At 53.2% G+C, this 23,718-nt stretch carries 18 protein-coding genes; 11 read left to right on the top strand and 7 right to left on the bottom strand.

Annotated features, from left to right (window positions below; genetic code table 11):
- Nucleotides 1-30: 30 nt before the first annotated feature.
- The 4 genes from ACYZTM_RS07690 to ACYZTM_RS07675 form a co-directional block, all read right to left on the bottom strand.
- On the bottom strand, nucleotides 31-1,017 hold the full coding sequence (locus tag ACYZTM_RS07690) for a hypothetical protein (RefSeq protein ID WP_461987948.1): 987 nt from the start codon (nucleotides 1,015-1,017) through the stop codon (nucleotides 31-33).
- A gap of 181 nt (nucleotides 1,018-1,198) precedes the next feature.
- On the bottom strand, nucleotides 1,199-2,962 hold the full coding sequence (locus ACYZTM_RS07685; protein ID WP_461987946.1) for an ATP-dependent nuclease: 1,764 nt from the start codon (nucleotides 2,960-2,962) through the stop codon (nucleotides 1,199-1,201).
- A 145-nt stretch (nucleotides 2,963-3,107) separates the two neighbouring features.
- Entirely contained in the window at nucleotides 3,108-3,827 is a 720-nt protein-coding gene (locus ACYZTM_RS07680; RefSeq protein ID WP_461987944.1) for an HNH endonuclease, read from the bottom strand.
- Between the two features lie 110 nt (nucleotides 3,828-3,937).
- Nucleotides 3,938-4,471 (bottom strand): BRO-N domain-containing protein, encoded by a 534-nt coding sequence (locus ACYZTM_RS07675; protein ID WP_461987942.1) that lies wholly within the window; start codon nucleotides 4,469-4,471, stop codon nucleotides 3,938-3,940.
- 810 nt (nucleotides 4,472-5,281) lie between these two features.
- Between ACYZTM_RS07675 and ACYZTM_RS07670 the strand changes: the two genes are divergently transcribed.
- Genes ACYZTM_RS07670 through ACYZTM_RS07655 form a run of 4 tightly spaced genes read left to right on the top strand, consistent with a single transcriptional unit; the run spans nucleotide 5,282 to nucleotide 7,992 of the window.
- A complete protein-coding gene (locus ACYZTM_RS07670; protein WP_461987940.1) occupies nucleotides 5,282-5,518 on the top strand; it encodes a hypothetical protein in 237 nt (78 codons plus the stop codon).
- 24 nt (nucleotides 5,519-5,542) lie between these two features.
- The gene (locus ACYZTM_RS07665) at nucleotides 5,543-6,100 is read left to right on the top strand and encodes a hypothetical protein (RefSeq protein ID WP_461987938.1); all 558 of its coding nucleotides are present in this window, start codon (nucleotides 5,543-5,545) and stop codon (nucleotides 6,098-6,100) included.
- Complete coding sequence (locus ACYZTM_RS07660) at nucleotides 6,090-6,317, top strand: ABC-three component system middle component 6 (RefSeq protein WP_461987936.1); 228 nt, start codon at nucleotides 6,090-6,092, stop codon at nucleotides 6,315-6,317. Before ACYZTM_RS07665 ends, ACYZTM_RS07660 begins: the two co-directional genes overlap by 11 nt.
- Complete coding sequence (locus ACYZTM_RS07655; protein ID WP_461987934.1) at nucleotides 6,304-7,992, top strand: DUF2326 domain-containing protein; 1,689 nt, start codon at nucleotides 6,304-6,306, stop codon at nucleotides 7,990-7,992. Before ACYZTM_RS07660 ends, ACYZTM_RS07655 begins: the two co-directional genes overlap by 14 nt.
- 65 nt (nucleotides 7,993-8,057) lie before the next feature.
- Here the strand turns inward: ACYZTM_RS07655 and ACYZTM_RS07650 are convergent, their stop codons facing one another.
- Together ACYZTM_RS07650 and ACYZTM_RS07645 are read right to left on the bottom strand one after the other, a co-directional pair.
- Nucleotides 8,058-9,308 carry a ribonucleotide-diphosphate reductase subunit beta gene (locus ACYZTM_RS07650; protein ID WP_017340233.1) on the bottom strand — a complete coding sequence of 417 codons (1,251 nt, stop codon included), beginning with the start codon at nucleotides 9,306-9,308 and terminating at the stop codon, nucleotides 8,058-8,060.
- A 539-nt stretch (nucleotides 9,309-9,847) separates the two neighbouring features.
- The gene (locus ACYZTM_RS07645; RefSeq protein ID WP_010457261.1) at nucleotides 9,848-10,111 is read right to left on the bottom strand and encodes a DUF2790 domain-containing protein; all 264 of its coding nucleotides are present in this window, start codon (nucleotides 10,109-10,111) and stop codon (nucleotides 9,848-9,850) included.
- A 476-nt stretch (nucleotides 10,112-10,587) separates the two neighbouring features.
- On the opposite strand from ACYZTM_RS07645, the gene acs reads away from it, so the two are divergent.
- From acs to argR, 7 genes are all read left to right on the top strand, one after another.
- Nucleotides 10,588-12,543 (top strand): acetate--CoA ligase, encoded by a 1,956-nt coding sequence (gene acs, locus ACYZTM_RS07640; protein WP_131059699.1) that lies wholly within the window; start codon nucleotides 10,588-10,590, stop codon nucleotides 12,541-12,543.
- A 696-nt stretch (nucleotides 12,544-13,239) separates the two neighbouring features.
- Nucleotides 13,240-14,013 (top strand): ABC transporter substrate-binding protein, encoded by a 774-nt coding sequence (locus tag ACYZTM_RS07635; RefSeq protein WP_131059698.1) that lies wholly within the window; start codon nucleotides 13,240-13,242, stop codon nucleotides 14,011-14,013.
- Nucleotides 14,014-14,103: 90 nt separating this feature from the next.
- Nucleotides 14,104-14,793 carry an ABC transporter permease gene (locus tag ACYZTM_RS07630; RefSeq protein WP_131059697.1) on the top strand — a complete coding sequence of 230 codons (690 nt, stop codon included), beginning with the start codon at nucleotides 14,104-14,106 and terminating at the stop codon, nucleotides 14,791-14,793.
- Nucleotides 14,790-15,488: an ABC transporter permease gene (locus ACYZTM_RS07625; protein WP_131059696.1), complete on the top strand. Its 699-nt coding sequence runs from the start codon at nucleotides 14,790-14,792 to the stop codon at nucleotides 15,486-15,488. The genes ACYZTM_RS07630 and ACYZTM_RS07625 overlap by 4 nt, the downstream gene beginning before the upstream one ends.
- 1 nt (nucleotide 15,489) lies before the next feature.
- Nucleotides 15,490-16,614, top strand: coding sequence for a M14 family metallopeptidase (locus tag ACYZTM_RS07620; protein WP_131059695.1), 1,125 nt, complete (start codon nucleotides 15,490-15,492; stop codon nucleotides 16,612-16,614).
- A gap of 27 nt (nucleotides 16,615-16,641) precedes the next feature.
- Nucleotides 16,642-17,406 (top strand): ABC transporter ATP-binding protein, encoded by a 765-nt coding sequence (locus ACYZTM_RS07615; protein WP_131059694.1) that lies wholly within the window; start codon nucleotides 16,642-16,644, stop codon nucleotides 17,404-17,406.
- 248 nt (nucleotides 17,407-17,654) lie between these two features.
- Nucleotides 17,655-18,635: a transcriptional regulator ArgR gene (gene argR, locus ACYZTM_RS07610; RefSeq protein ID WP_131059693.1), complete on the top strand. Its 981-nt coding sequence runs from the start codon at nucleotides 17,655-17,657 to the stop codon at nucleotides 18,633-18,635.
- A gap of 1 nt (nucleotide 18,636) precedes the next feature.
- On the opposite strand, the gene ACYZTM_RS07605 is transcribed toward argR, so the two are convergent.
- Nucleotides 18,637-23,502 (bottom strand): dermonecrotic toxin domain-containing protein, encoded by a 4,866-nt coding sequence (locus tag ACYZTM_RS07605; protein WP_461987930.1) that lies wholly within the window; start codon nucleotides 23,500-23,502, stop codon nucleotides 18,637-18,639.
- Nucleotides 23,503-23,718 lie beyond the last annotated feature (216 nt).

The raw sequence follows: 23,718 nt of genomic DNA, 5'->3' as shown, positions 1-23,718 counted from the left end.
GCCGTCGTGATAACGCCGTGGCCCAATCTTTTAACCCTTGAGCCCCGGCGCCTCACGAATAATGAAGTGATCCAGGTTCTCGATATTCGCACTGAACACCCCGAACGTCTGCTCGGGGTTTTTCTTGCTCGGCACCTGCTTCAACTCCGGCGTCACGCCATAAAAGAAGCAATACAACTCCGCTTCACTGTCGATGGCATGCTTAATTTCTTCCAGAAACGCTTTGCGCTTGCGGTAGTTCTCGATCAGCTTCTTGCTCAAGTAAACGTTGACTGAATACGGCTTCTTCTTCGCCTCATCCGCCTGCTTGAACCAGACCTTCTGTTCGAAGTCGATGCGAAAGCTCTGGGTGTAATCCTTGATTTCCTTGATCTTGCCCCAGTAAATCAGCCCCTTGTTGTCCGTCAGGTATTCGATCTTCTTGAAGAACGACCCATAAGGCGCCGTGTGCTCGCCAATCTTCAGCGGCATGCGCTTGAGCAGGTCCTTGTCTTCGAAGTTCGACACAAAACACTCCACCGGATGGGCGAAGACACTGGTCTTGTCCGGCGCTGTTTCATGGCTCGGGTGTTCTGCGTTGCTAGCCACAGTGGTTGGCTTCGGATCGTCCCGCACCACATTCGCCGCCACCGCCGGGCTCGACGGCTTACGCACATACTCACGCCGAGTCAGCAACAACTCCGACGGGAAATGCTCCTCGCGACTGTCATCCGTTTCCGCACCGTCCGCATCCACACCTGACGTCGGCGCCTTGAGACTGACATAAGGACAATCTGCCACATGCCGGGTGCTGGGCGTGTTCTTGAAGTGCGGGGTGCGCACGTAATTCACGTTCTTGGCATTGAAAGTCGTCAACACATTCGCCGCATCGAATGCCGCCCTGCATGCGTCATTGGGACATTGGAAGTGTTCTTTGGCGGAGTCGAACTCCATGGTCTCGTCGAAATTGAGATCGCGCACGTCATAGATCGACAGCTTGTCGTCGAGGCTGAGGCAGTAGGCGAGGTCGAATTTCATATGTATCTGAGCCTTTAATTTTTCTGTTAGAGGAAGAACTGAATTCAGTATTGTTTAGTGTTAGTGTTCTTTCCTAAATATTCGTTTTAGGTGTTTGTGAGGCTTGGCTAGAGGTGGCAGTTCCAAATAATTACAGTAGCGCTGTATGGTTTTTATTAAATAGTTATAATGGGCGATGCTGTCATTGATTTTTAACTAGCTCAAGTATTTTTGTTACGGTGTCTAATATTTTTTTTCTGGTGTGTTGGTCTAGATATTCTAAAGTGATTATTTCTTTCTCTACGTTTATTGAGAAGTTGTAGGCGAGAATTGGTTTTGAAAATGTGCCATTTTTAATGATGTCTGTCGGGTTTTCATGATTTTCATTGTTTGTATGCTCACTGTTGAGTACGAATTTAAGAAAGTCGTTAAGGCTGAATATGTCCTCAATGCCTTTACAATCTTTAATCTTGTAAAGCTTTTGGTTTGCGATGTTCTGATCGTCGCCACAAAGTTCTCTTTTTAATTTGTTATATATACTTCGACCTTGTGCATCATCGTCGATAACTACAGAAAATTTCAACCCCCATCCTGTGAACATGTTGGCGAGAACCGGGATTTTGCTTGCTCCCGTAGCTGCAATAAAGTGGACGTTTTCTAACACGTTCGAAAGTTTAAAAAAGGCTTTGAGGTAATAATATCCGCTTACTTCTTCGAGGATTATATTTCCGGATTTTCTAATTACGTTTTGATGAGTAAAATCTGAACCTATTGCCATAAGTATTGGTGATAAAGTATCGCTGGAGGCTGCGCCCAAGCGATGTGCATCGATTACTTCGGTTGGCGTTTCTAAGTGATCATCTTTTCTTTGGATAGCATAAACTCGGTAAAGTTTATCGTGTTCGATGAGTGAGGGACTGTGAGTGCTGTAGGTTATGGGGACTTCATGACTAAGTGTATTAATTAGTTTCAGAACGTCATGCTGAGCGTTGGAGTGAAGGTTGGCACCCGGTTCGTCCAACAAAAAGTGTAGGTTTTTATTTAGCTTTTGAGACGCTTTTAATTGTAGGTAGAAAGATATAAACCAGCGAACGCCAGCGCTTCTTTGATTCGGATGAAGCTTGTGGATACCGTCGGTTACCCAAAATGCTAAGTAGGGTCTTCCTGCATTTTTTTCATTTGAAGTGTTATGGTGGTCGAGAGAGAACTCGATTTTTATTTTAGTGTTGGTATCGATGTTTTGATTCCAGAACTCAGAAAAATCCTGGTTTATTTTATTTGTTGCTCTAGTTATTCGAGTATGTGTCGATCGGTTGTTTTGATGGGTAAAATCCTTGATGTTTATCTCCGCAATAGATAGTAGGTTGGTAGCAGCAATTTTCCCTTCTCCTACAAGTTCATTGTTTTCGTCAATATCAATAGTATTTGGTAATAAACCAGAGTCGGATTGGAATATAGTAAAGGTTGGAGCTATGCGGAATAGCCCCTCGGCAGCAAGTACGTTTAAATGAATTCCGTATGTGTTTTCGTTATCCAGATCGAGAAAATCTTGTGCAGGGATTTCAAGCTCTGGCTCTACGACTGTAATGTCTGCTTTGAATGATGTTTCCTGGTCGTGGTCTGTTGTTATCCACTTGAATGACATTTGCGTCCTGTTTCTAATGCTTTGTAGATGTGTTAGAGTTTTTTCAATGTCCTCTTTAGCCATGTAGTCTATCAGTACATTTTTTAATTCTGTCGGTTCTATCTCTATATCAAAAAGAATTTCTGGTAAATCACAGTCGAATCTCAAGTCGTCGGTTGTAATATTTTTTTGACTAAATGTGGTATGTAGAGCGTCCAAAATGGCACTTTTTCCTGACTCGTTCTGACCAACTAAAACTGTGACTCCATCTGCAGAAAAAGTGCGCCAACCTGTATCGATAATTGAACGAAAATTTTTTATTCTGAATTTTGATATTTTCATACTTTCCTGCTTTTTTTTGGTGGATCTATTTTTTGATGATGGAAATGTGGCGATTTTTATTGTGTAATTGTTTTGGTTGTAAAGATGTGAAGAAATGGATTCAACTTTGTACCTTTAGGGCGTGACGTATGAGCGTTCATGGTTTCTAGTAGTCCTCCCTTTTCAAACGTTTAACTTTTCCGTAAAGAGTCAGTATGAACTCATTCCTATCGCTCGAGTGATGGCAGCGTCGATGACAATTAGGGCACAACGCTACGGCGTTGCTTGGACGATCTGATCCCCGCTCTGACAAATGCTTAACGTGATGAACCTCAAGAAACGGCCTGCCATCCTTTTCAAACGGAGCAGGCTCGCCACAGCCTTCGCATCTACCTTCAGCCTGCTGGCGAACCCAAGCTCTCACCTCAGGATCGCGAACATAAGACTTTCCGCTGGACTGAGTCTGCTCTGGTCTTTCAATGCCTTTCGGCACATCTTTAATCGGTTGTCGCTCAAGTTTGGTGGCTCGCAGCTCCAGCGTTGCGTCGTCTGCCGTCGGGGCAAAATCCTCGGGCGTCAAGGTGCTTGGGACGTTGAGCGCTTCTCGAATGCTTCGCGCAACATTCGCGCCGACATTCTTGGCGGGTTTGTAGCCCTCAATGCGATCTCGACCCAGTTCGACCAACACGGTAGAGATGTTCTGCATCCGAAACTCAACCGACCCTTTTGTCCGACCGGCTAAGGCTCCCTCACGCAGGATGCGATTTTCGTCAGTCTTCACGACTTTCTGACCGTTCTGCTCGCGGGACAGCATGCAGAGATAGGAATCGACCGCCGCCTGAATCTCAATGTCAGTCCAATCGCTGTTGCTCTTTTCCGTATCCATACAATCGCCGAGGGTTGAAACCCCTCGGACGATACTGAGTGGCCATTACGACTGTCTACGAAAATTCCTACAGAAAATACCGACTCTTCTTTCAGTCAGTCCTACAAAGGCTAACCAACCGAATGCTTTGAAGACTGAAGAGCCTCCAAAACCTTTCGCCACCAAGGCTTAACCACCGGCACCCGCCGTCGCGTGCGATTGAGCAACAGATAAGGCATATCCCTCAGCCGAATCCAGCCTTCATCCTGCCAATGCAACAGACTCAACGACATCTCCGGCCAATCCAACAAACTCAACATCGGTCGATCCGCATTCTTTGACGGCGCCGCATCGCGCAAGGCCGGCACCACTTGATGAGTCAGCCACTCGCGCAACAACCGATTCCCCGGCGCATAGTGATAAACCAACAATGCATACACGCCGGACTCACTGAGCATCAGTCGCTTCTCTGGTTGGCCGTGGTAGCGAATCAGCAACGTATGCCGCTGATCCTCGTCCAGTTTGCTGACCACGCGATCGTTTAGATGGAAACCCATCAAACGACCCAGATCGCGGGCGCAGAACCATGGCTGGTTTTCAAGGAGGAGGGCGTGAAGGTCGAGGTTTTGGCGGATGAAGACGGTGGGGATGAATGGATCAGACATGGCGAGCCTCCAGGGATGGAAGCGCATAGAGAATGAAGCAGCTAACGCGGACTTCCTTCGGAGAGAAGGAGAGATTTTTAGGCATATCCTTTACCTCTGTGTGATGTCAGCTTTCTTAGGGCTGGGTGCCGGGAGTTAAGAAACCCCACACAGCGGGCCGGACATATTCCCCTTTCGGGTCTTGTATTCGCCCACTCCCGGCTTAACAGAGTTTTTGATGCGCACGGGGAGGCCGTAGGCACAAAAAGCCGCTGCTGTCGGGTGCGGTCGATCCGCTGTGTGTGGTGTTTCTTAGGCACCGGTGCGAAAGCCTAGGGGGTCGAGCCAACGTGGTCAATCGTTCAAGCTTGATAAATATCTTGATGTTAAAAAATTGCAGAGTTTTAGCTTCTCGTCGTAGCTTGGTCGACTTTGTGGCGTAGGAACGTTCTGTTTCTAATGACGTGTTGCTGAACTCGTGCCTACCTCTCTGTGAATTCGCTGGAGGTTGTGTATCTAAAAAGAACGCTTGTGAGCATGACTATGGTTCTCAAAAGCGCAGTACAACCACTTAGCTTTTCACGACGGATGGTAGGCGGGCATAGAGACCTGAGGAACAATTTAGGTACGCGAGTGTTGATTTTTTGCGAATAGTAATTTGTGATGTCGTTGTAGTGGCACGAAGGGGGGTGCCCGGTGTATTCTCGTCTAAATTCATGGCTATTTTAAGAAAATATCAGGAGGCGATATGTGATTATTTAAGTGGTTGGTTTAAAAATTTACTTGTATTTTTGTAGTGTGCGGCGAGTCTTGTTTGTAAGGGGTGAATATATGGAAGCGATTATCGATTTTTTCAAGTCTGATCTTGGTGTTTCGATTTCTTGGGTCTGCACTGTGGTAGGTACCCTTTTTGGGTTTATTAAGGCTAAAGAGAATAAGTTATTAAAGGTTAAGGTTGAGAGATTGGAGGTAAGTATAAATAATCTGGGTGATGATACTGTTACTCAGTCCGGCGATGGGAATGTTTACACCAAGCAGAACTCTGGTGGTATGAAGATTAATATGTAATTTTCGAGTGTTTTGGGGTTGGCAATGAATGGTGTTACGAAAACAGTAGCTATAACTCATTTGGCTGGAAATGTTAATATCGGTGACGCCCCTGAATATCAGATCAATTCTGCTATTAATGAGTTGCTAATATGTCTGGCGAGTAAGGCGTCTCCATATGTTCGACTAAATCGAAAGCCAACTGCAGAGACGATAAGAAAAATTGATCATAATAATCTTAGGGCTAAGTCGAATATAATAAAACAATATCTTGAGCATTCCTCGAAGATAGAAGAGGCCTATGTAGATGTAGATGCACTCATTCCCTTTGGTAAGGATATGATTCTACAGAATCTCAATGGGTTTTATTGTGCAGCTCTTGATGAGTTGAATATAGAATACGTGTGCGAGGCTGTTGATATGAATAAGATCCGCACTAATTCTATTTTTATTGTCGATTTTGTGATAAGTAAGCTGCGAAATTTTGTCTACGAGTCGATGAATAAGCCAGCATACAAGGAGAATGTCGAGCTGGGAATTAATGTGGTTGTAGCTCACGCGTTTATTGAGTGTGTGGTTATGGAGAATCCAGATGCTCCCTAGTCCAGGTTGTGATCCCGAAATTAACGTCGTAGTGCTCGGTGCAAAAATTCTTAAAAAGATTTCATCTGAAGATATTGAAGTTGACTGGTTATTAGTGGTTTTTTCTTTAGAGGTTGGAGTTTCAGTCGATCATATTATTTTGTGTATTGATTGGCTTTATATGATTGGTGCGGTTTATATCGATGGTGAAAGGATTCGTGCATATGAAATTAATTAGTATCGAAATAAAGGTTGATGGGGAGTCTCGCCGGATAGTTAGGTTTCATGATGGCCTCAATCTAGTAACAAATCGGAGAGGTGTAGGGAGATCTGGGAATAGTGTGGGTAAATCCACTCTCTCTAGAGTTTTTGATTTTTTATTTTTAGGTTCAATCGACTCAATTTATATAGATGAGGAATTTAAGCGTCCGAATCAAGAGATTGAGGGTTTGTTTATTGCTCATTATGTCGTTGCGGAATTAGCGTTTTTAGGTGTGGATGGAAAGTTGCATCAGTTGGAACGGAATTTTTCAATAGGTGATAAGAACTCTCGTTTCATCTTTGATGGTAGAGTTGTTGATGCGAAGGAGTATGAAAGCAGCATACAAAAATATTGTTTTGATATTTTTACACGTAGACCCACCGTAAGATCTGTTGCTGCTAAGTTTGTTAGAAATGATAGTCATCGCATGCTTAATACAACTCATTTTTTGGATGTGCGTGCTGCTGGTAAAGAGTATGGTGAGTTGTATTTGTACCTTTTTGGCTTTCAGAACACCGAGTTACTAACTCAGAAGCGGGACGCAAGTAATACGGTTGGCCGACGTAAGCGACAGTCTCAAGCCCTAAATGCTTTGGTTAAAGAACAAAAACCGACGACTGAAATTGGAAATATTAAAAGATTGGCTGTTAAGTTGGAGGACGAGCTTCTTAAGTTTGACTATTCTCCAGAATACTCGAATCCTGTAGAGTTGTTGCAGGAAATACAAAAGACGGAGGATGACGCTTTAAGCCGATTGCTGGCGGTTGATAGAAAACTGTTGAATATCGCAAAGACTGTCGAAATTCTGGAGGCTGAGGAAGGTGGCTATCTAGGTTCTGAATTGAGGGCAATATATCAATATGCTGGTGTTAATGTTGATAGTGCTATTAGAGACTTAGAGTCGGTTGTTGGTCTTCATGAAACACTGGTTGGCCGGAAGAAACAGTTCTTAGAGATTGGACTGTCTGGCTTGATAAATGAAAAAGATGACTATAGTGACCTGCTGATGAGTCTTCAGGAAAGGAAGTTAAGAGTCTTTTCTGATATGAGGTCTGCTGACAGCATAGCAAGTATTACAGAAAAGTTAAGGGAGTTGGGGAAGGTAAAGGTAGAACTTGGTAAGCTTGAAGGTTTGATGCTTCAGCAAGGTAAGGCTAAAACTGAATTGGTATTGGCCGAAGAGCTATTGTCATCAGTTGTTGAAGAGATTGTTAAAGAGCTTAAGACCGTTTATGAGTTCGAAAAAGTTCTGGATTTAGAGTTCAAGGCCATTACTCGTGTTGTTCATGGGGAGGAATATGGGGTTGGATTTGAATTTGATGCCGCGTCGGGTACAAGTTCTGTGGTTATAGAAAATGAAGTAACAAATCCGGAAGGTGGTAAGAAGAAGGCGGAAGTTATTGCTTTTGATTTTGCTTATATTAAGGCTGTAAATCTGCTGGGTATAAAGCGACCTAAATTTGTGTTTCACGACAGCATAGAAGATATCGATCAAAAGCAAGTTGAAGAGATATTTGTTTTGTCGAAAACATTACCGGGTCAGCAAATTTTGTCTATGCTTTCTGATAAGTTTAGTGATGAGGTATATAAAAAATACGAGCGAGATGTGATTCTATATTTGGATGATGGGGATAGATTTTTCAAAATATAGAGTTTTTTTTGTAAAAAAGGGCTCTTTAAGAGCCCTTTGTAATTAAGTGTTTTGTTCTGGTTGCATCAATCCCAGCTCAACGCCCCACCAGTCTGATACTCAATAACCCGAGTCTCAAAGAAATTCTTCTCTTTCTTCAAGTCCATAATCTCGCTCATCCAAGGGAACGGGTTAGTCGTCCCTGGGTACTCTTCCTTCAACCCAATCTGCGACAGACGACGGTTAGCGATGAACTTCAGGTAATCCTCCATCATCGCCGCATTCATGCCGAGTACGCCGCGAGGCATGGTGTCCCGCGCGTATTCAATCTCCAGTTGAGTCCCCTGCAGAATCATCTGGCTCGCTTCTTCCTTCATCTCGGCATCCCACAAGTGTGGGTTTTCGATTTTGATCTGGTTGATCACGTCGATGCCGAAGTTCAGGTGCATGGATTCATCGCGCAGGATGTATTGGAACTGCTCGGCGACGCCGGTCATTTTGTTGCGGCGGCCCATGGAGAGGATTTGGGTGAAGCCGCAGTAGAAGAAGATGCCTTCCAGAACGCAGTAGTAGGCGATCAGGTTGCGCAGCAACTCTTTGTCGGTTTCAACGGTGCCGGTTTCGAACTTCGGATCGGAGATCGAGCGGGTGTATTTGAGGCCCCAGGTGGCTTTTTTCGCGACCGATGGGATCTCGTGGTACATGTTGAAGATCTCGCCTTCATCCATGGCCAGCGATTCGATGCAGTACTGGTAGGCGTGGGTGTGGATCGCCTCTTCGAAGGCTTGGCGCAGGATGTACTGGCGGCATTCCGGGTTGGTGATCAGGCGGTACACGGCCAGGACCAGGTTGTTGGCAACCAGGGAGTCGGCGGTGGAGAAGAAGCCGAGGTTGCGCATCACGATGCGGCGTTCGTCGTCGGTCAGGCCTTCCGGGTCTTTCCAGAGGGCGATGTCGGCGGTCATGTTGACTTCTTGCGGCATCCAGTGGTTTGCGCAGCCGTCCAGGTATTTCTGCCAGGCCCAGTCGTACTTGAAAGGTACGAGTTGGTTGAGGTCGGCGCGGCAGTTGATCATGCGCTTTTCGTCGACGGCGACGCGGGCGGAGGCGCCTTCGAGTTCGGCGAGGCCTTCGGCGATGTCGAGGTTGTCCAAGGCAGCTTTGGCACGGGCGATTGCGGCAGAGTCGTTCGCGGTAACGGCGCGAGCTTCTTGAGCGGCGACACCACCAGCGGTGTCGAGTCGGTCCATGTTGGCTTCAGTCGCGTGGCCGGCGTTGGCGCCTTTTACCACGGTCTCGCCGCTGTCTTCTTTGTCGAATTCGTCCCAGCTCAGCATGACGTGTCGTCTCCTGCGTGAGGGCCAGTTGCCCGTGTGAAAACTGATTGGTTGTTTTTCACACGGCCGTACTGGCCGCGTTGGATAGCGTTTTTTGCAGCGGTACACGCAGGCAAATAAACATAATTTTGTACGGGGTTCTGAGAGCCACTGATGGGCGCAGTGAGCGACAAACGCTTCTGCGGGGCTTCAGACTGGCTTTCGTTCCTGTAAGGGAATATTGCAGGCCCGTTTAAGGCCGCATTATAAGGAAATTTTTGCCGGCGTGGTGCGGCGAATCGGCTCATGGAGTGGCCGAAAGGGATGGTTTTTGGAGCAAACCGAGGGATTACAGGGCTTTGGCCGGTACAGATTTTTTTTCGTTAATTTTGACGCTGAATCAAATTTGTTCAAAAAACAGCCAAAAACGGCGTTCTTCACTACATCTTGTGGTTTGCAAGGGATTTCGCCGCTTCAAAACACAACTGAGCCCGACCGAAGCCGGGCTGGAATCAACCGTCAGCGATCAGCTGAAAGGGGCTGACTCGGTGCAGTCTCGATCAGCCATTGGTGCAGCCGTTACCCATGATGCTGTAGCGCAGGATGTGGCGTTGACCTTGGGAGTCGTCGTATTCCATTTTCACCGGAACAACTTCGCACACATTAGGGACTTCACTCATGGAGATAACTTTGGCGATGTCCAGGTGAGTGGAGTAAGTGTATTCCTCGATGGCTGGTTTTTGCTGTGCGACATCAGTCGGGACCTCGTCTGCCATGGCGGTTGCGCACAGGCTGGAGAGGGCCAGAACTAATAAAGCTTTCATTTCAGATTTACCTTTTAGAGGTCGAATGGGGTCACGCAACCTTTTCGGGGTTGCGTGTGGAGCTTGATTAAAGGGTTTTGGATTAACTGCCTTCGTGGGGGCTGTAACTTGGTTAATCACGTTGCCTTGTTGGCGAGACGGATTTTAGGCGTGGGGTCTGCATTCATATAGGTGGGCTTTTGATAAACACCTTTGACAGATTCTGTAACAATCACCGAATAAGGTTGTGTTAACCGTTTGTTTGCGGTTTTGACGACGTGGTTTTTCGGGTGGACCGCGTTATCGTTCTTCGCGGTCAAGTCGGGTCGCCGCACCGCTCGCTCCTACAGGGGGTTGCGTACGTTTAGACGGCGTATTCCAGGCTTATCACGATAATTTGTAGGGGCTTGTTACTACCATCGTCGAATGGTTCTATAGGCCCGGCCCGGCTACAACTGGGGTCATACAAAAACAACTATTCCACCGAGGTAAGAAAGATGAGTGCGGCTTCTCTGTATCCCGTTCGTCCCGAGGTAGCAGCCAACACGCTGACCGACGAGGCAACCTACAAAGCCATGTACCAGCAGTCCGTCGTCAACCCGGACGGATTCTGGCGCGAGCAAGCCAAGCGCCTCGACTGGATCAAGCCTTTCACCACGGTGAAACAGACGTCTTTTGACGATCACCATGTCGACATCAAATGGTTTGCCGACGGCACCCTGAACGTTTCCTACAACTGCCTCGACCGTCATCTGGCCGAGCGCGGCGATCAAGTCGCGATCATTTGGGAAGGGGATGATCCTGCCGAAAGCCGCAACATCACCTACCGCGAGCTGCACGAACAAGTCTGCAAGTTCGCCAACGCCTTGCGCGGCCAGGATGTACACCGCGGCGACGTGGTGACTATCTATATGCCGATGATTCCCGAAGCCGTGGTCGCCATGCTGGCTTGCACCCGGATCGGCGCGATTCACTCGGTCGTCTTCGGTGGTTTCTCGCCGGAAGCCCTGGCCGGTCGCATCATCGACTGCAAATCCAAAGTGGTGATCACCGCTGACGAAGGCATTCGTGCCGGCAAGAAGATCCCGCTCAAGACCAACGTCGACGACGCGCTGACCAACCCGGAAACCAGCAGCATTCAGAAAGTCATCGTGTGCAAGCGCACCGGTGGCAACATCAAGTGGAACCAGCATCGCGACATCTGGTACGAAGACCTGATGAACGTGGCGGGCAGTGTCTGCGCGCCGAAAGAGATGGGTGCCGAAGAAGCGCTGTTCATCCTTTACACCTCCGGTTCCACCGGCAAGCCTAAAGGCGTGCAGCACACCACCGGCGGTTATCTGCTTTACGCCGCCATGACTCACGAGCGCGTGTTCGACTACCGCCCGGGCGAAATCTACTGGTGCACCGCCGACGTCGGCTGGGTCACCGGCCACACGTATATTGTCTATGGGCCGCTGGCCAACGGCGCGACCACGGTGCTGTTCGAAGGCGTGCCGAACTATCCGGACATCACCCGGGTGGCGAAGATCGTCGACAAGCACAAGGTCAACATCCTCTACACCGCGCCAACCGCGATCCGCGCGATGATGGCGTCGGGCAAAGCCGCCGTTGAAGGCGCCGATGGCAGCAGCCTGCGTCTGTTGGGTTCGGTCGGTGAGCCGATCAACCCGGAAGCGTGGGACTGGTACTACAAGAACGTCGGCCAATCCCGTTGCCCGATTGTCGATACCTGGTGGCAGACCGAAACCGGCGGCAACATGATGAGCCCGCTGCCGGGCGCTCATGGCCTCAAGCCGGGTTCCGCGGCACGTCCGTTCTTCGGCGTGGTGCCGGCGCTGGTGGACAACCTGGGCAACATCCTCGAAGGCGTTGCCGAGGGCAACCTGGTGATTCTCGATTCGTGGCCAGGCCAGGCGCGCACCCTGTACGGCGACCATGACCGCTTCGTCGACACCTACTTCAAGACCTTCCGTGGCATGTACTTCACCGGCGACGGCGCACGTCGCGACGAAGACGGTTACTACTGGATCACCGGGCGTGTGGACGACGTGCTCAACGTGTCCGGCCACCGCATGGGCACCGCCGAGATCGAAAGCGCGATGGTTGCTCACCCGAAAGTTGCCGAGGCGGCCGTGGTTGGCGTGCCGCACGACATCAAGGGGCAGGGCATCTATGTCTACGTCACGTTGATCGGTGGCGAAGAGCCGAGCGAGCAATTGCGTCTGGAACTGAAAAACTGGGTGCGTAAAGAGATTGGTCCGATTGCTTCGCCGGATGTGATTCAGTGGGCGCCGGGGCTGCCGAAAACCCGTTCGGGCAAGATTATGCGTCGGATTCTGCGCAAGATTGCTACCGCCGAATACGATGGGTTGGGGGATATCTCCACCCTGGCGGATCCGGGTGTAGTGCAGCATTTGATTGATGAACACAAGATCATGAACGTCGCTTAGTTCGCGTTCGGCGTCATCGAAGCCCCATCAGGTGTTGAGCCTGGTGGGGCCTTTTATTGCCTGAGGTTTTTGTGTGGGCAGTGCTGGCCTCTTCGCGGGCAAGCCTCGCTCCTACAGGTTTTGGTGTTGTTCACAAATTATCTGATCGACTCAATCCGTAGGAGCGAGGCTTGCCCGCGAAGGCGAACTGTCAGACACCCCATAAACAACGCCCAATAATTATCGGCTTCTTCCGTAGGCCAATTCCCACTGTTACCCGCCCCCATTCAAGTAACTGAATGTGTAACCGCCCATCCCGATACGGGGCATTGGGAAACGCATAGCCCCATTCCCGGGCCTCTCCGACCCCTGTAAAAAATAAGACATAACGCTGTGCTTGCCGGATTAGAAGGGTTTGCCAATAATAGGCCCGCAATTTGCAACATAGATCGGTTCACTGTCTTTTGCTCTTGCATGAATTTGCAAGGCTGTCAACGCGCTAAAGCGGCTTTCTCGGTGCTTCTGTAATTAGTTGTCGCATTGAAGAAATATCGGCTTCGGGCCTGTCGTTAGAATGCCGATCACTCGCTCGTTGTTGCTCGCGTTGAAAAAAGCGCGCGGTTCCTACGACGCAGCATCGCTTTGCGGTTCCACTCATTCGCATATTGGGCTGTCGCTCACTCTGCCGTTTTAGCCCTTTACCGATGGAGTCCCAACATGAAGAAACTCGTGCTGATCGGCGCCCTGGCACTGTCCGTGCTGTCCCTGCCAACCTTCGCCGATGAAAAGCCTCTGAAAATTGGTATCGAAGCGGCTTACCCTCCGTTCGCTTCCAAAGCGCCGGACGGCAGCATCGTTGGTTTCGACTACGACATCGGCAACGCCCTGTGCGAAGAGATGAAGGTCAAGTGCGTGTGGGTCGAGCAAGAGTTCGACGGTCTGATCCCGGCGCTCAAAGTACGCAAGATCGACGCGATCCTGTCGTCCATGTCGATCACTGAAGACCGCAAGAAATCCGTGGACTTCACCAACAAGTATTACAACACCCCGGCACGCCTGGTCATGAAGGCGGGCACTCAAGTCAGCGAAGGCCTGGCTGAGCTCAAGGGCAAAAACATCGGCGTGCAACGTGGTTCGATCCACGAGCGTTTCGCCCGCGAAGTCCTGGCCCCGCTGGGTGCCGAGATCAAGCCGTACGGTTCGCAGAACGAAATTTACCTCGACGTGGCCGCTGGCCGCCTCGACGGCACCGTGGCAGACGCTACGCTGCTGGATGACGGTTTCCTGAAAACCGACGCCGGCAAAGGTTTCGCCTTCGTTGGCCCGGCCTTCACCGACGTCAAATACTTCGGCGACGGCGTGGGTATCGCGGTTCGCAAGGGTGACGCGCTGAAAGACAAGATCAACACCGCGATCACTGCCATTCGCGAGAACGGCAAGTACAAGCAAATCCAGGACAAATACTTCGCCTTCGATATCTACGGCAAGTAACAGTCCCGGCGACAAGTCCGAAATGGCGCAAGCAACAGGATCTCTGAGGTTTGCGCCATTTTTTCATCCCAACTTTCGAGGACCTGAATCATGTTGAAAGGCTACGGGGCTGTCATCCTCGATGGCGCATGGCTGACGCTTCAGCTCGCCTTGTCGTCCATGGTCTTGGCCATTTTTCTGGGTCTGATCGGCGTCGCGCTGCGTCTGTCCCCGATTCGCTGGCTGGCCTGGCTGGGCGACCTGTATTCCACGGTGATCCGCGGTATTCCCGACCTGGTGCTGATTCTGCTGATTTTCTACGGCGGTCAGGACCTGCTCAACCGTGTCGCGCCGCTGCTCGGTTTTGACGACTACATCGACCTGAACCCGTTGGCCGCCGGTATCGGCACCCTGGGCTTCATCTTCGGTGCGTACCTGTCGGAAACCTTCCGTGGCGCCTTCATGGCAATCCCGAAAGGTCAGGCAGAAGCCGGCATGGCGTACGGCATGAGCAGTTTTCAAGTGTTCTTCCGGGTGTTGGTGCCGCAGATGATTCGCCTGGCGATTCCGGGTTTCACCAACAATTGGCTGGTACTGACCAAGGCCACCGCGCTGATTTCGGTGGTGGGTCTGCAAGACATGATGTTCAAGGCCAAGCAGGCGGCAGATGCTACCCGCGAGCCTTTCACCTTCTTCCTCGCAGTGGCGGCGATGTACCTGGTCATCACCAGTGTCTCGTTGCTGGCATTGCGTCACCTTGAGAAGCGCTACTCGGTAGGCGTAAGGGCGGCTGATCTATGATCTTCGACTACAACGTCATTTGGGAGGCCTTGCCGCTGTACTTCGGCGGTTTGCTGACCACCCTAAAATTGCTCGCGCTGTCGCTGTTTTTCGGCCTGCTGTGCGCCTTGCCGCTGGGTTTGATGCGCGTCTCCAAGAATGCAGTCGTCAATTTGACGGCTTGGCTCTTCACCTACGTGATCCGCGGCACGCCGATGCTGGTGCAGCTGTTTTTGATCTACTACGGTCTGGCGCAGTTCGAAGCGGTGCGTGAAAGCGTCTTTTGGCCGTGGCTGTCCAGCGCGACGTTCTGTGCGTGCCTGGCCTTCGCGATCAACACCAGCGCCTACACCGCGGAAATCATCGCCGGCAGCTTGCGGGCTACACCGAACGGCGAGATCGAAGCCGCCAAGGCGATGGGCATGTCGCGCTACAAAATGTACCAGCGCATCCTGCTGCCGTCGGCCCTGCGTCGGGCGCTGCCGCAGTACAGCAACGAAGTGATCATGATGCTGCAGACCACCAGTCTGGCGTCCATCGTGACCCTGATCGACATCACCGGTGCCGCGCGTACGGTCAATGCTCAGTTCTACTTGCCGTTCGAGGCGTACATCACGGCGGGTGTGTTCTACCTGTGCCTGACCTTCATTCTGGTGAAGCTGTTCAAACTGGCCGAGCGCCGCTGGCTGGGCTATCTGGCCCCGCGGAAGCACTGATATGGAACGCATCGATCATTCATTGCCGTGGAGCCACCTGGGCAGCGAACGCCAGATTTCGGTGTTCTGTTTCGGCAATAGGGAGCGCAGTGGCGGGCGCAAGGCTTACATCCAGGCCAGCCTGCACGCCGATGAATTGCCGGGCATGCGCACGGCCTGGGAGCTGAAAAAGCGCCTGACCGAACTCGAAGCCCAAGGCTTGCTGAACGGTGTGATCGAACTGGTGCCGGTGGCCAATCCGCTGGGCTTGGGTCAATTGCTTCAGGGCAGCCATCAAGGTCGTTTCGAAGCGGGCAGCGGCAAGAACTTCAACCGTGATTTCGTCGAACTGAGCGCGCCAGTGGCCGCAGCGCTGGAAGGGCGCCTGGGCGATGATACTCACGCCAATATTCAGCTGATCCGTCAGGCCATGAGCGATGCGCTGGCCGCGTTGCCGCCGGCTGCGAGTCAGTTGCAAGGCATGCAGCGCATTTTGCTCAGCCATGCCTGCACCGCCGATGTCGTCCTGGATCTGCACTGCGATTGCGAAGCGGCGCTGCACATGTACGCCTTGCCGCAGCACTGGCCGCAGTGGCGTTCGCTCGCCGCGCACCTGAATGTGAAAGTGGGTCTGCTGGCGGAAGATTCCGGCGGCAGCTCCTTTGACGAAGCCTGTTCGCTGCCGTGGTTGCGACTGTCGCGTCTGTTTCCTGATGCGCAGATTCCCCTGGCCTGCCTGGCGACTACTATTGAATTAGGTGGTCAGGCCGATACCGGTCGCGCCGAAGCCTGTGCTTACGCCGAAGGCATTCTGGCGTTCCTCGCCGAACAAGGCTTGATCAGCGGCGAATGGCCAAAACCTGCCCAGGACGCGTGCGAAGGCCTGCCATTCGAAGGCACTGAATTGCTGTTCGCGCCGCACCCTGGCGTGATCAGTTATTTGCGTAAACCCGGTGAATGGATCGAAGCCGGCGACGAGATTTTCGAAGTGATCGATCCGTTATCGGATCGGGTCAGCACGGTGTGTGCTGGTACGTCCGGGGTGCTGTTTGCCATTGAACGGCTGCGTTATGCCCAACCCGGTTTCTGGCTGGCCAAGGTGGCGGGGCGCGAAGCGCTGCGTCACGGGCGCTTGCTCAACGACTGACTGACTGTTTTTGTGAGAACCGACCGCATGTACAAACTTGAAGTCCAAGACCTGCATAAACGCTATGGCAGTCACGAAGTGCTCAAGGGCGTGTCCCTGAAAGCGGCGGCTGGCGATGTGATCAGCATCATCGGCTCCAGTGGCTCCGGCAAAAGTACTTTCCTGCGCTGCATCAACCTGCTGGAGCAGCCACACGCGGGCAAGATTCTGCTCAACAACGAAGAGTTGAAGCTGGTCGCCAACAAGGACGGCGCGCTGAAGGCGGCCGACCCGAAACAGCTGCAACGCATGCGTTCGCGCCTGTCGATGGTGTTCCAGCATTTCAACCTGTGGTCGCACATGACCGCGCTGGAAAACATCATGGAAGCGCCGGTCCACGTACTCGGCATGTCCAAGGCCGAAGCCCGCGAGAAGGCCGAGCACTACCTGAACAAGGTCGGCGTGGCTCATCGTAAAGATGCTTACCCGGGCCACATGTCCGGCGGCGAACAACAGCGTGTCGCGATTGCCCGTGCGCTGGCGATGGAACCTGAGGTGATGCTGTTCGACGAACCGACCTCGGCGCTCGACCCGGAACTGGTCGGCGACGTGCTGAAAGTCATGCAGTCCCTGGCGCTGGAAGGCCGGACCATGGTGGTAGTCACGCACGAAATGGGCTTCGCCCGTGAAGTGTCGAACCAGCTGGTGTTCCTGCACAAAGGTGTCGTCGAAGAAAGCGGCAACCCGCGTGAGGTGCTGGTCAATCCACAGTCTGAACGTTTGCAACAATTCCTCTCGGGCAGCCTGAAGTAAACCGAACTCCCGTTGCGCACCGGGATAGTGCATGCTTCGCAAGCTAAAGGCTGGCCCCGACCCCCTGTAGGAGCGAGGCTTGCCCGCGAAAGCGGTGGTTCAGTCAACATCATTGCTGTCTGAACCACCGCTTTCGCGGGCAAGCCTCGCTCCTACAGGGGATCTCTGCTGGTTTTGAGATTTGTGTTCATTTACGGGCTAGCATTGGCCCATGCCTTCATCACTGTTTTCGTTTCGGATTGCCCGCCATGACTGCCCATCGAATTGGTTTCCTGATTTGGCCCAGCACTAAAGCACTGACGCTTGCGCTGGCTGAGGAGGCCTTGCGTGTTGCCCAGCGTGTGCATCCGGACGTTGTCTACGAACTGTCGTTTTTGCAGGCCGAACCGCCGACCGAAGGCGCCTGGCAATTGCCGGGTGAGCCGTGGGCCGGCAAGCTCGAAAACTTCCAGAAGCTGTTTCTGCTCGCCGATGAGCCGCCGACCACCCTCGCGCCGGCGCTCAGCAGTTCGCTGAAGCAGCTGGTGCGAGCCGGTTGTGTGATCGGTGCTTTGTCCGCCGGTGTCTACCCGTTGGCGCAATTGGGTTTGCTCGACGGTTACCGCGCTGCCGTGCATTGGCGTTGGCAGGACGATTTCGCCGAGCGCTTCCCGAAAGTCATCGCCACCAGCCATCTGTTCGATTGGGATCGCGATCGCCTGACCGCGTGCGGCGGCCTGTCGGTACTCGATCTGTTGCTGGCGGTGCTGGCCCGTGATCACGGTGCCGAACTGGCCGGCGCTGTGTCGGAAGAACTGGTGGTCGAGCGCATCCGTGAGGGCGGCGAACGTCAACGCATTCCGTTGCAGAACCGCCTGGGCTCCAGCCATCCGAAGCTCACCCAAGCGGTGTTGCTGATGGAAGCCAACATCGAAGAGCCGCTGACCACCGACGAAATCGCCCAGCACGTGTGCGTATCCCGTCGACAGCTGGAGCGGATCTTCAAGCAATACCTCAACCGAGTGCCGAGCCAGTACTACCTGGAACTGCGCCTGAACAAGGCCCGGCAGATGTTGATGCAAACCAGCAAGTCGATCATCCAGATCGGCCTGTCGTGTGGCTTCTCCTCGGGGCCGCATTTCTCCAGCGCCTACCGCAACTTCTTCGGCGCCACGCCGCGGGAAGATCGCAACCAGCGGCGCAGCAGCAGTCCATTTGAGTTGTCGTCGGTGCCGTCCGAGCGCGGCTGAATTACTCGTCGATCTCGGAGCCCTCAGAGGTGGAAACCTGCATTTCACCTCGGTTGATCACTTCTTCTACGCCAAAGTCAGCCCCTGTGTGTTCGAAGTAACTGATCAGCCGTAACAGGCTTTCCTCGGTAAACGGGTTGCCTCTCAACGTGATGTTCTCTGCAGTTTCAGCGGGCAGCTCCATCAGGTCACTGGGCACCTCGGTGATTGCATTCGTGCTCAGGTCTGCCCAGTCCAGGTCAGTCAGTTGGAACAGACCGTCCGGTAGTTGCGTGATGCCGGTGTCGTTGAGCAGGACCGTCGAGAGCTCCGGCATCTGACTCAGATCAGGGGTGCGCCCCAGTGGGTTGAAGCCCAGGTCGAGGTAATCAAGCTGCTCCATTCCAGCCAATGCGTTTGCCGTCTCTGCTGACAGACTGACCCGGCAATCGGGAAGCGACAGTGAGCGCAGACGTCCCATCTTGAACACCGCGTCGGGAATGTTGCCAAGGTCACATCCGCGCAGCCTCAGGCTTTTGAGGTTGGGAAAGGACTCGAGGAAACGCCCGATGCGCGTTACGCCATCGGCACTGCGGACCTCCAGTGCGGAAACATGCCTGAAGCCCGCACTCAGGGTCGGCAGTTCTCCATTGATGACCGGGCGGACAGTGAGTTCGAAAGTCGGCTCAAGCGATTCATTGAAATCATCCAGTTCGGACTCATGCTGCCAGCACTTCTCAAGCGCCTGCTTGAATTCGTCACGGTTGGCTTGCTCGGCAAACAGTTGGTCGGCGCTGAAAGGTTCGCCGGTATCGGGATGCCGGTCCGGAATGTCGGCGGTCCAGGCAGACAGATTATTTCGCAGTTGGGTGAGCTCTTCCTCAAGGCGCGTCAGATAGGTGCGGCCATCCTCCAGCGTTCCCGGCAACTCATACACGAACTCGCTGGCCTGTTCGACTTCCATGCCGGGGTACAACGCCTTGACGCGATCAATATCTGCCTCGGGGGCATAGACGCCCATGTCATAAGCGGTCTCGAAGTGGTGTTGCTTGATCAGTTCCCGAGACCTGATCGAAAGCGGATTGTGCGTGAGGTGTACGCCGCGCTTTTCGTACAGCGAGCTCTCGAATAACCCGGCAGGCAACTCGCTGATGCGGTTGTTCATCAGCAGGAGGGCGTCGAGCTTTGGGTGTTGCAGAACGCTGGCCGGAATCTCTGTCAGGTGGGTGTCGCTCAGATCCAGATGCGCCAGCTCGCTCATCGTGTCGATGCGCGGCAGGGTTTCAAACGGATTCTTGTACAGGTCCAGCATGCTCAGCTTGTTCAATGACGTCAGTTTCGACCACGTGGCCGCGTCGACCCTGATGCCGCAATCGCTTAACACTAAGGCACGAAGGTCTGGCATTCGGCTAACGGCGTCGGGGAGGGTGGCCAGGGAGAAGCGGCGTAATTCCAGACGGCGTAGTCCACTGAAGCCCTGTAGAAAACCCGGAATACCCTGCGCGGCACGATTGCCTTCCAGGGACAGCAGCGATACGTGACTGAAATCGGCACTCAATGATGGCAAGTCACCGACGATCGGCTCTGCAAACCTGAGCGTGTACCGGCTAATCCCATCCGGCGTGTCGAAGTCCCGGTCGGACTGCCGCCGCCAGCTGCGCTGGATTTCCTGAGCCAGCAATCGGCGATTGTTTCTCTCGGCCTGTTGATCCAGCTCGCTGAGTGGGCGGCCGGTTTCAGGATGAACAGTGGGTGCGTCATTTACCCACGCGTGCAGATCCTTATGCAGTCGGGCCAACTCCCTGCTCAAGCGTGAAAGTTCTACGCGAGCGCCATCGGGATGAAGTTGCAGCGCCTGGACAAAGGACTGCATTTCCTCTTGAGGCAGGTTGGGGTAAACCTCGCGAACCCGATCGTTGAGCGTAGGTGTCTCGCGGTTGACTCGACTGTAACCCTGCGTACCACCGGGCAGGCGCATGGTGGTGGGGTCATAAAACGGTTTTCGACGGGGATTTTTTGCGAACAGCGTGCGTAATGTCGGTTGCTCCAGCGCGTGTTCGGCGATGCGCTGTTTAAGTGCCCGGGCGTCTGTGATCGAAGGGTTCAGCTTATTGCGCTGTGCATCCGGCAGCGCCTGGAACAGGGCGTGGTAAAAATCACCGGACGTCGATTCATTGTCTGGGTGAACCTGGTAAGTCCCGTCTTCAGCGCGAACCAGTGTTTTTAGCATTGGCGCATTGGGCAGGCCAATGCTGTCGCGCACGGTTCCCTCGGCAGAGTAATCCCGCACTTCGATACGCAGCTCGGCCGGCAAGCCGGGCAATGAGTTCAGGCTTTGCAAGGCCAGTCGGTGGGTGTCGGTGTTGTCCAGCGCTTCGGAATAAAAACCTTCACAGGCTCGGGTTGCACGCACGGCCTCCATGGCTTTCAGTGCCGCGTCCTTGAGTCGCTGGGGCGTGTTGCCGTTGTGCAGCTGTTTTAATTCAGTGCCGCAGGCATTGCTCACCAGTTCCTGGGCGATATCGCTCGGTAACCCCGGCACGTCGTCGAGCAGTCGCTGAACCCGCGGATCGTTGGTTTTTTCCTCTGCTCGATAACGCAAATCGAACAGCGATTTTTGGTGGTTCCGGGCGAGTTCGACGGTCCGTCGTCTGAAGGCTGGCGTTTGGGCTTGCGGTGTCGGCATGGGGGTGTCGACAGGCCAGTCGTCGTAACCGCTCAGGAGTTGATGTTGCAGGGCCGTGTCAGCCTTTCGATAGTGCTCGGGTTGATCACTGCCGATCTGCTCGATAAAGGTTTCAATGTCCCGATTGATCCTGAAGCGTTTGATCGTGTCGGTCAGCAACGAAGGCGGGCGATAATGCTCGACATGCATTTCGCGCACGGCATTGTCGTGGAAACCGCTGACCCGCAGGATCTGTTCGCGCTCGGCGCCGCTGAACGACTCGACACCCTGGCCGAGACGACGCATGACCGTTTCCCGGTCCCAGTTCAGCGGCTGTTCCATTTCTGTGTGCCAGGCACCGTGATTGTTATGCAGCAGAGACGGCTGGTAAGCATCGGCCCGGGTCGGATGCTCAATCTGAAACGCGCCCGAGGTGCCATCGGATTTCACGGCGTACAGTTTTCCTTCCAGCGGCAGCAGCATCTTGCCCGCGTGGTGATAGAGGCCATGCTGATCGGGTTTTGCGCCTTCGGGCAGCTTGTGTGCCTGTTCGTAAGGTGTGAGATCCGGCTTCCAGTAGCGGGTTTTCCCATCTGACGTTGCGACGGGTTTGAGCGGGTCGACCAGCGCGACAGCTTCGCGCGAAAGCAGGCGGCTAAAGGCGCCGGCAGCGATAGCGCCGCCGACCGCGAATGTGCCCACCTCAACCACTGTTTCGACAAACGTCATCAGATGCCCGAAAGCTTCTGTTTTCAGCCCTTCGGCCAAATCCACAATGCCTTCGAAGGTTTCGTCGAGTAACTGGTAAGCCATGTAGCCCAGCATCAATTCGCCGAGAAACGGGACGAACGGCAATGCAACGAACGTCGCGATTTCAAGGAGTGTGGAAGCCACTTTGCTGAAGGCGTCCCACAAGGCCCATCGCGCGTTTCGGTCGGCAGCGGCGGTGGAAACGGCAAGCGTACTTGCATCGTTGAGGATCTTGTTCAGCTGTCGCTGATAAAGATGATTCCACAGGTCCGCGCTGAACGGCGTCATCGAAAACCGCAGATTGGGCCTGTCGACGGGCGTTTCGCGCCAGCTCGGCAGTGGGTCGCCACGCTTGTGTTGATGCCAGGTCACGCTCTGGAGACGACGGTTGAGATCAGCGAAGAAATGGCCCCTTTCCTTGTGTTCGACGAAGCGGCTGAAGAACGTCTGGTAAGCAGGCGTGCGCAGCTTTCGGGTCAGTTCGGTCATGAACGCCAGGGTGTTCGGGTATTCCTTGAGCGGATGCTCTGGATCGTCGGGAATGTAGGCGATGATCCGTGTTCCCTTGCGTGCGCGCTCTAGGCTCGCTGCGAAAATGACAATCCCGGTCAGAGAGGAGGACATTAGGGTCAGGTCATGACCGTACAGCGGCTGGCCATCCAGTCGCGCACCCGAACGTCCTTCCAGAATGCGCAGGATCGAGAGATGGGCATCCTCTGGAATGTCCTTGCGGATATAAGCCATTTGCAGCGCAGCTTTGAGTGCCGCTTTGTGCGAGCTGATTACCTTCGATCTCACCACCGCACCGGCGACCGGGTTGGTCAGTCCCAGATTGTCTTTGAGGTACGTGTTGTACCGGGCGCCGATATCCAGTTCCCGGCACAGCCGCGCAAAGGCCGCGACGGTAAGCTTCTGTTTGACCGCGGGCAGCGTATCGAACTGCCCTGTGGGCGACGGTTCGGTAATGAACGTCGAGGCGGACTCGTAAGCATCAGACGCCGTTTCCGATTCCTGAAAGTTATGCAGGACGGCGTCGAGCAGCGACACGGTCCAGGTGCGCGCGGCGCCGGTCTTGATCCCGAACCAAGGCACGGTTTGTGGGATGTACAGGCGCAGGAAAGTGGTTTTAACGTCCAGTTCCAGATCAAACCGGGTTTTCAGGGCGGCGCTCAGCAGTGGTTCGGCAAAGGCTCGTGCGCCTTGCAGTTTCGACAGCGTTGCGTCCAGGTGATTTCGATGGGTCCAGTGTTCCTGACTGAGCTTTTTCAGCGACTGGTGTTGCAGAGATGTCGCAGTGCTATGCCCGCTCGACTTCGTAAGCTTGGCGTTTTTCAGGGCACTGCGGGTGCCGGACGATGCTTCTAAAACCCAAGCCGGCAAATTGTTGAACAGGTGATGGTAGTGATCGTCCGGCTGCGTGGCAGATTCACTGCCGGCAGCATTAGAAGGACGATCGTTTTCGTGTCGACTCATGCGCTATTCCCTTAGCGTTTGGATGAGTCGCCAGCAAAACAGACGATGATTCGTTCCGTGCGGTACATATTTACCGCACCGTTCCACAAGCCTGCCTATAACCTGTGCTGGCGGTTTAAACTGCGCCTTTGCGACCCTATATGTCGCATTGCCGTAAACCCGGGGAAAACCGGGGTTTGCGCTATAAGAAGTTGTCGCTTGGCGGCAAGGCCGGGC

This window comes from Pseudomonas sp. MDT2-39-1 (genome assembly GCF_054898085.1).
The sequence above is the reverse complement of the archived record's forward strand: the minus strand, read 5'-3'. Positions and strand labels throughout refer to the sequence as shown.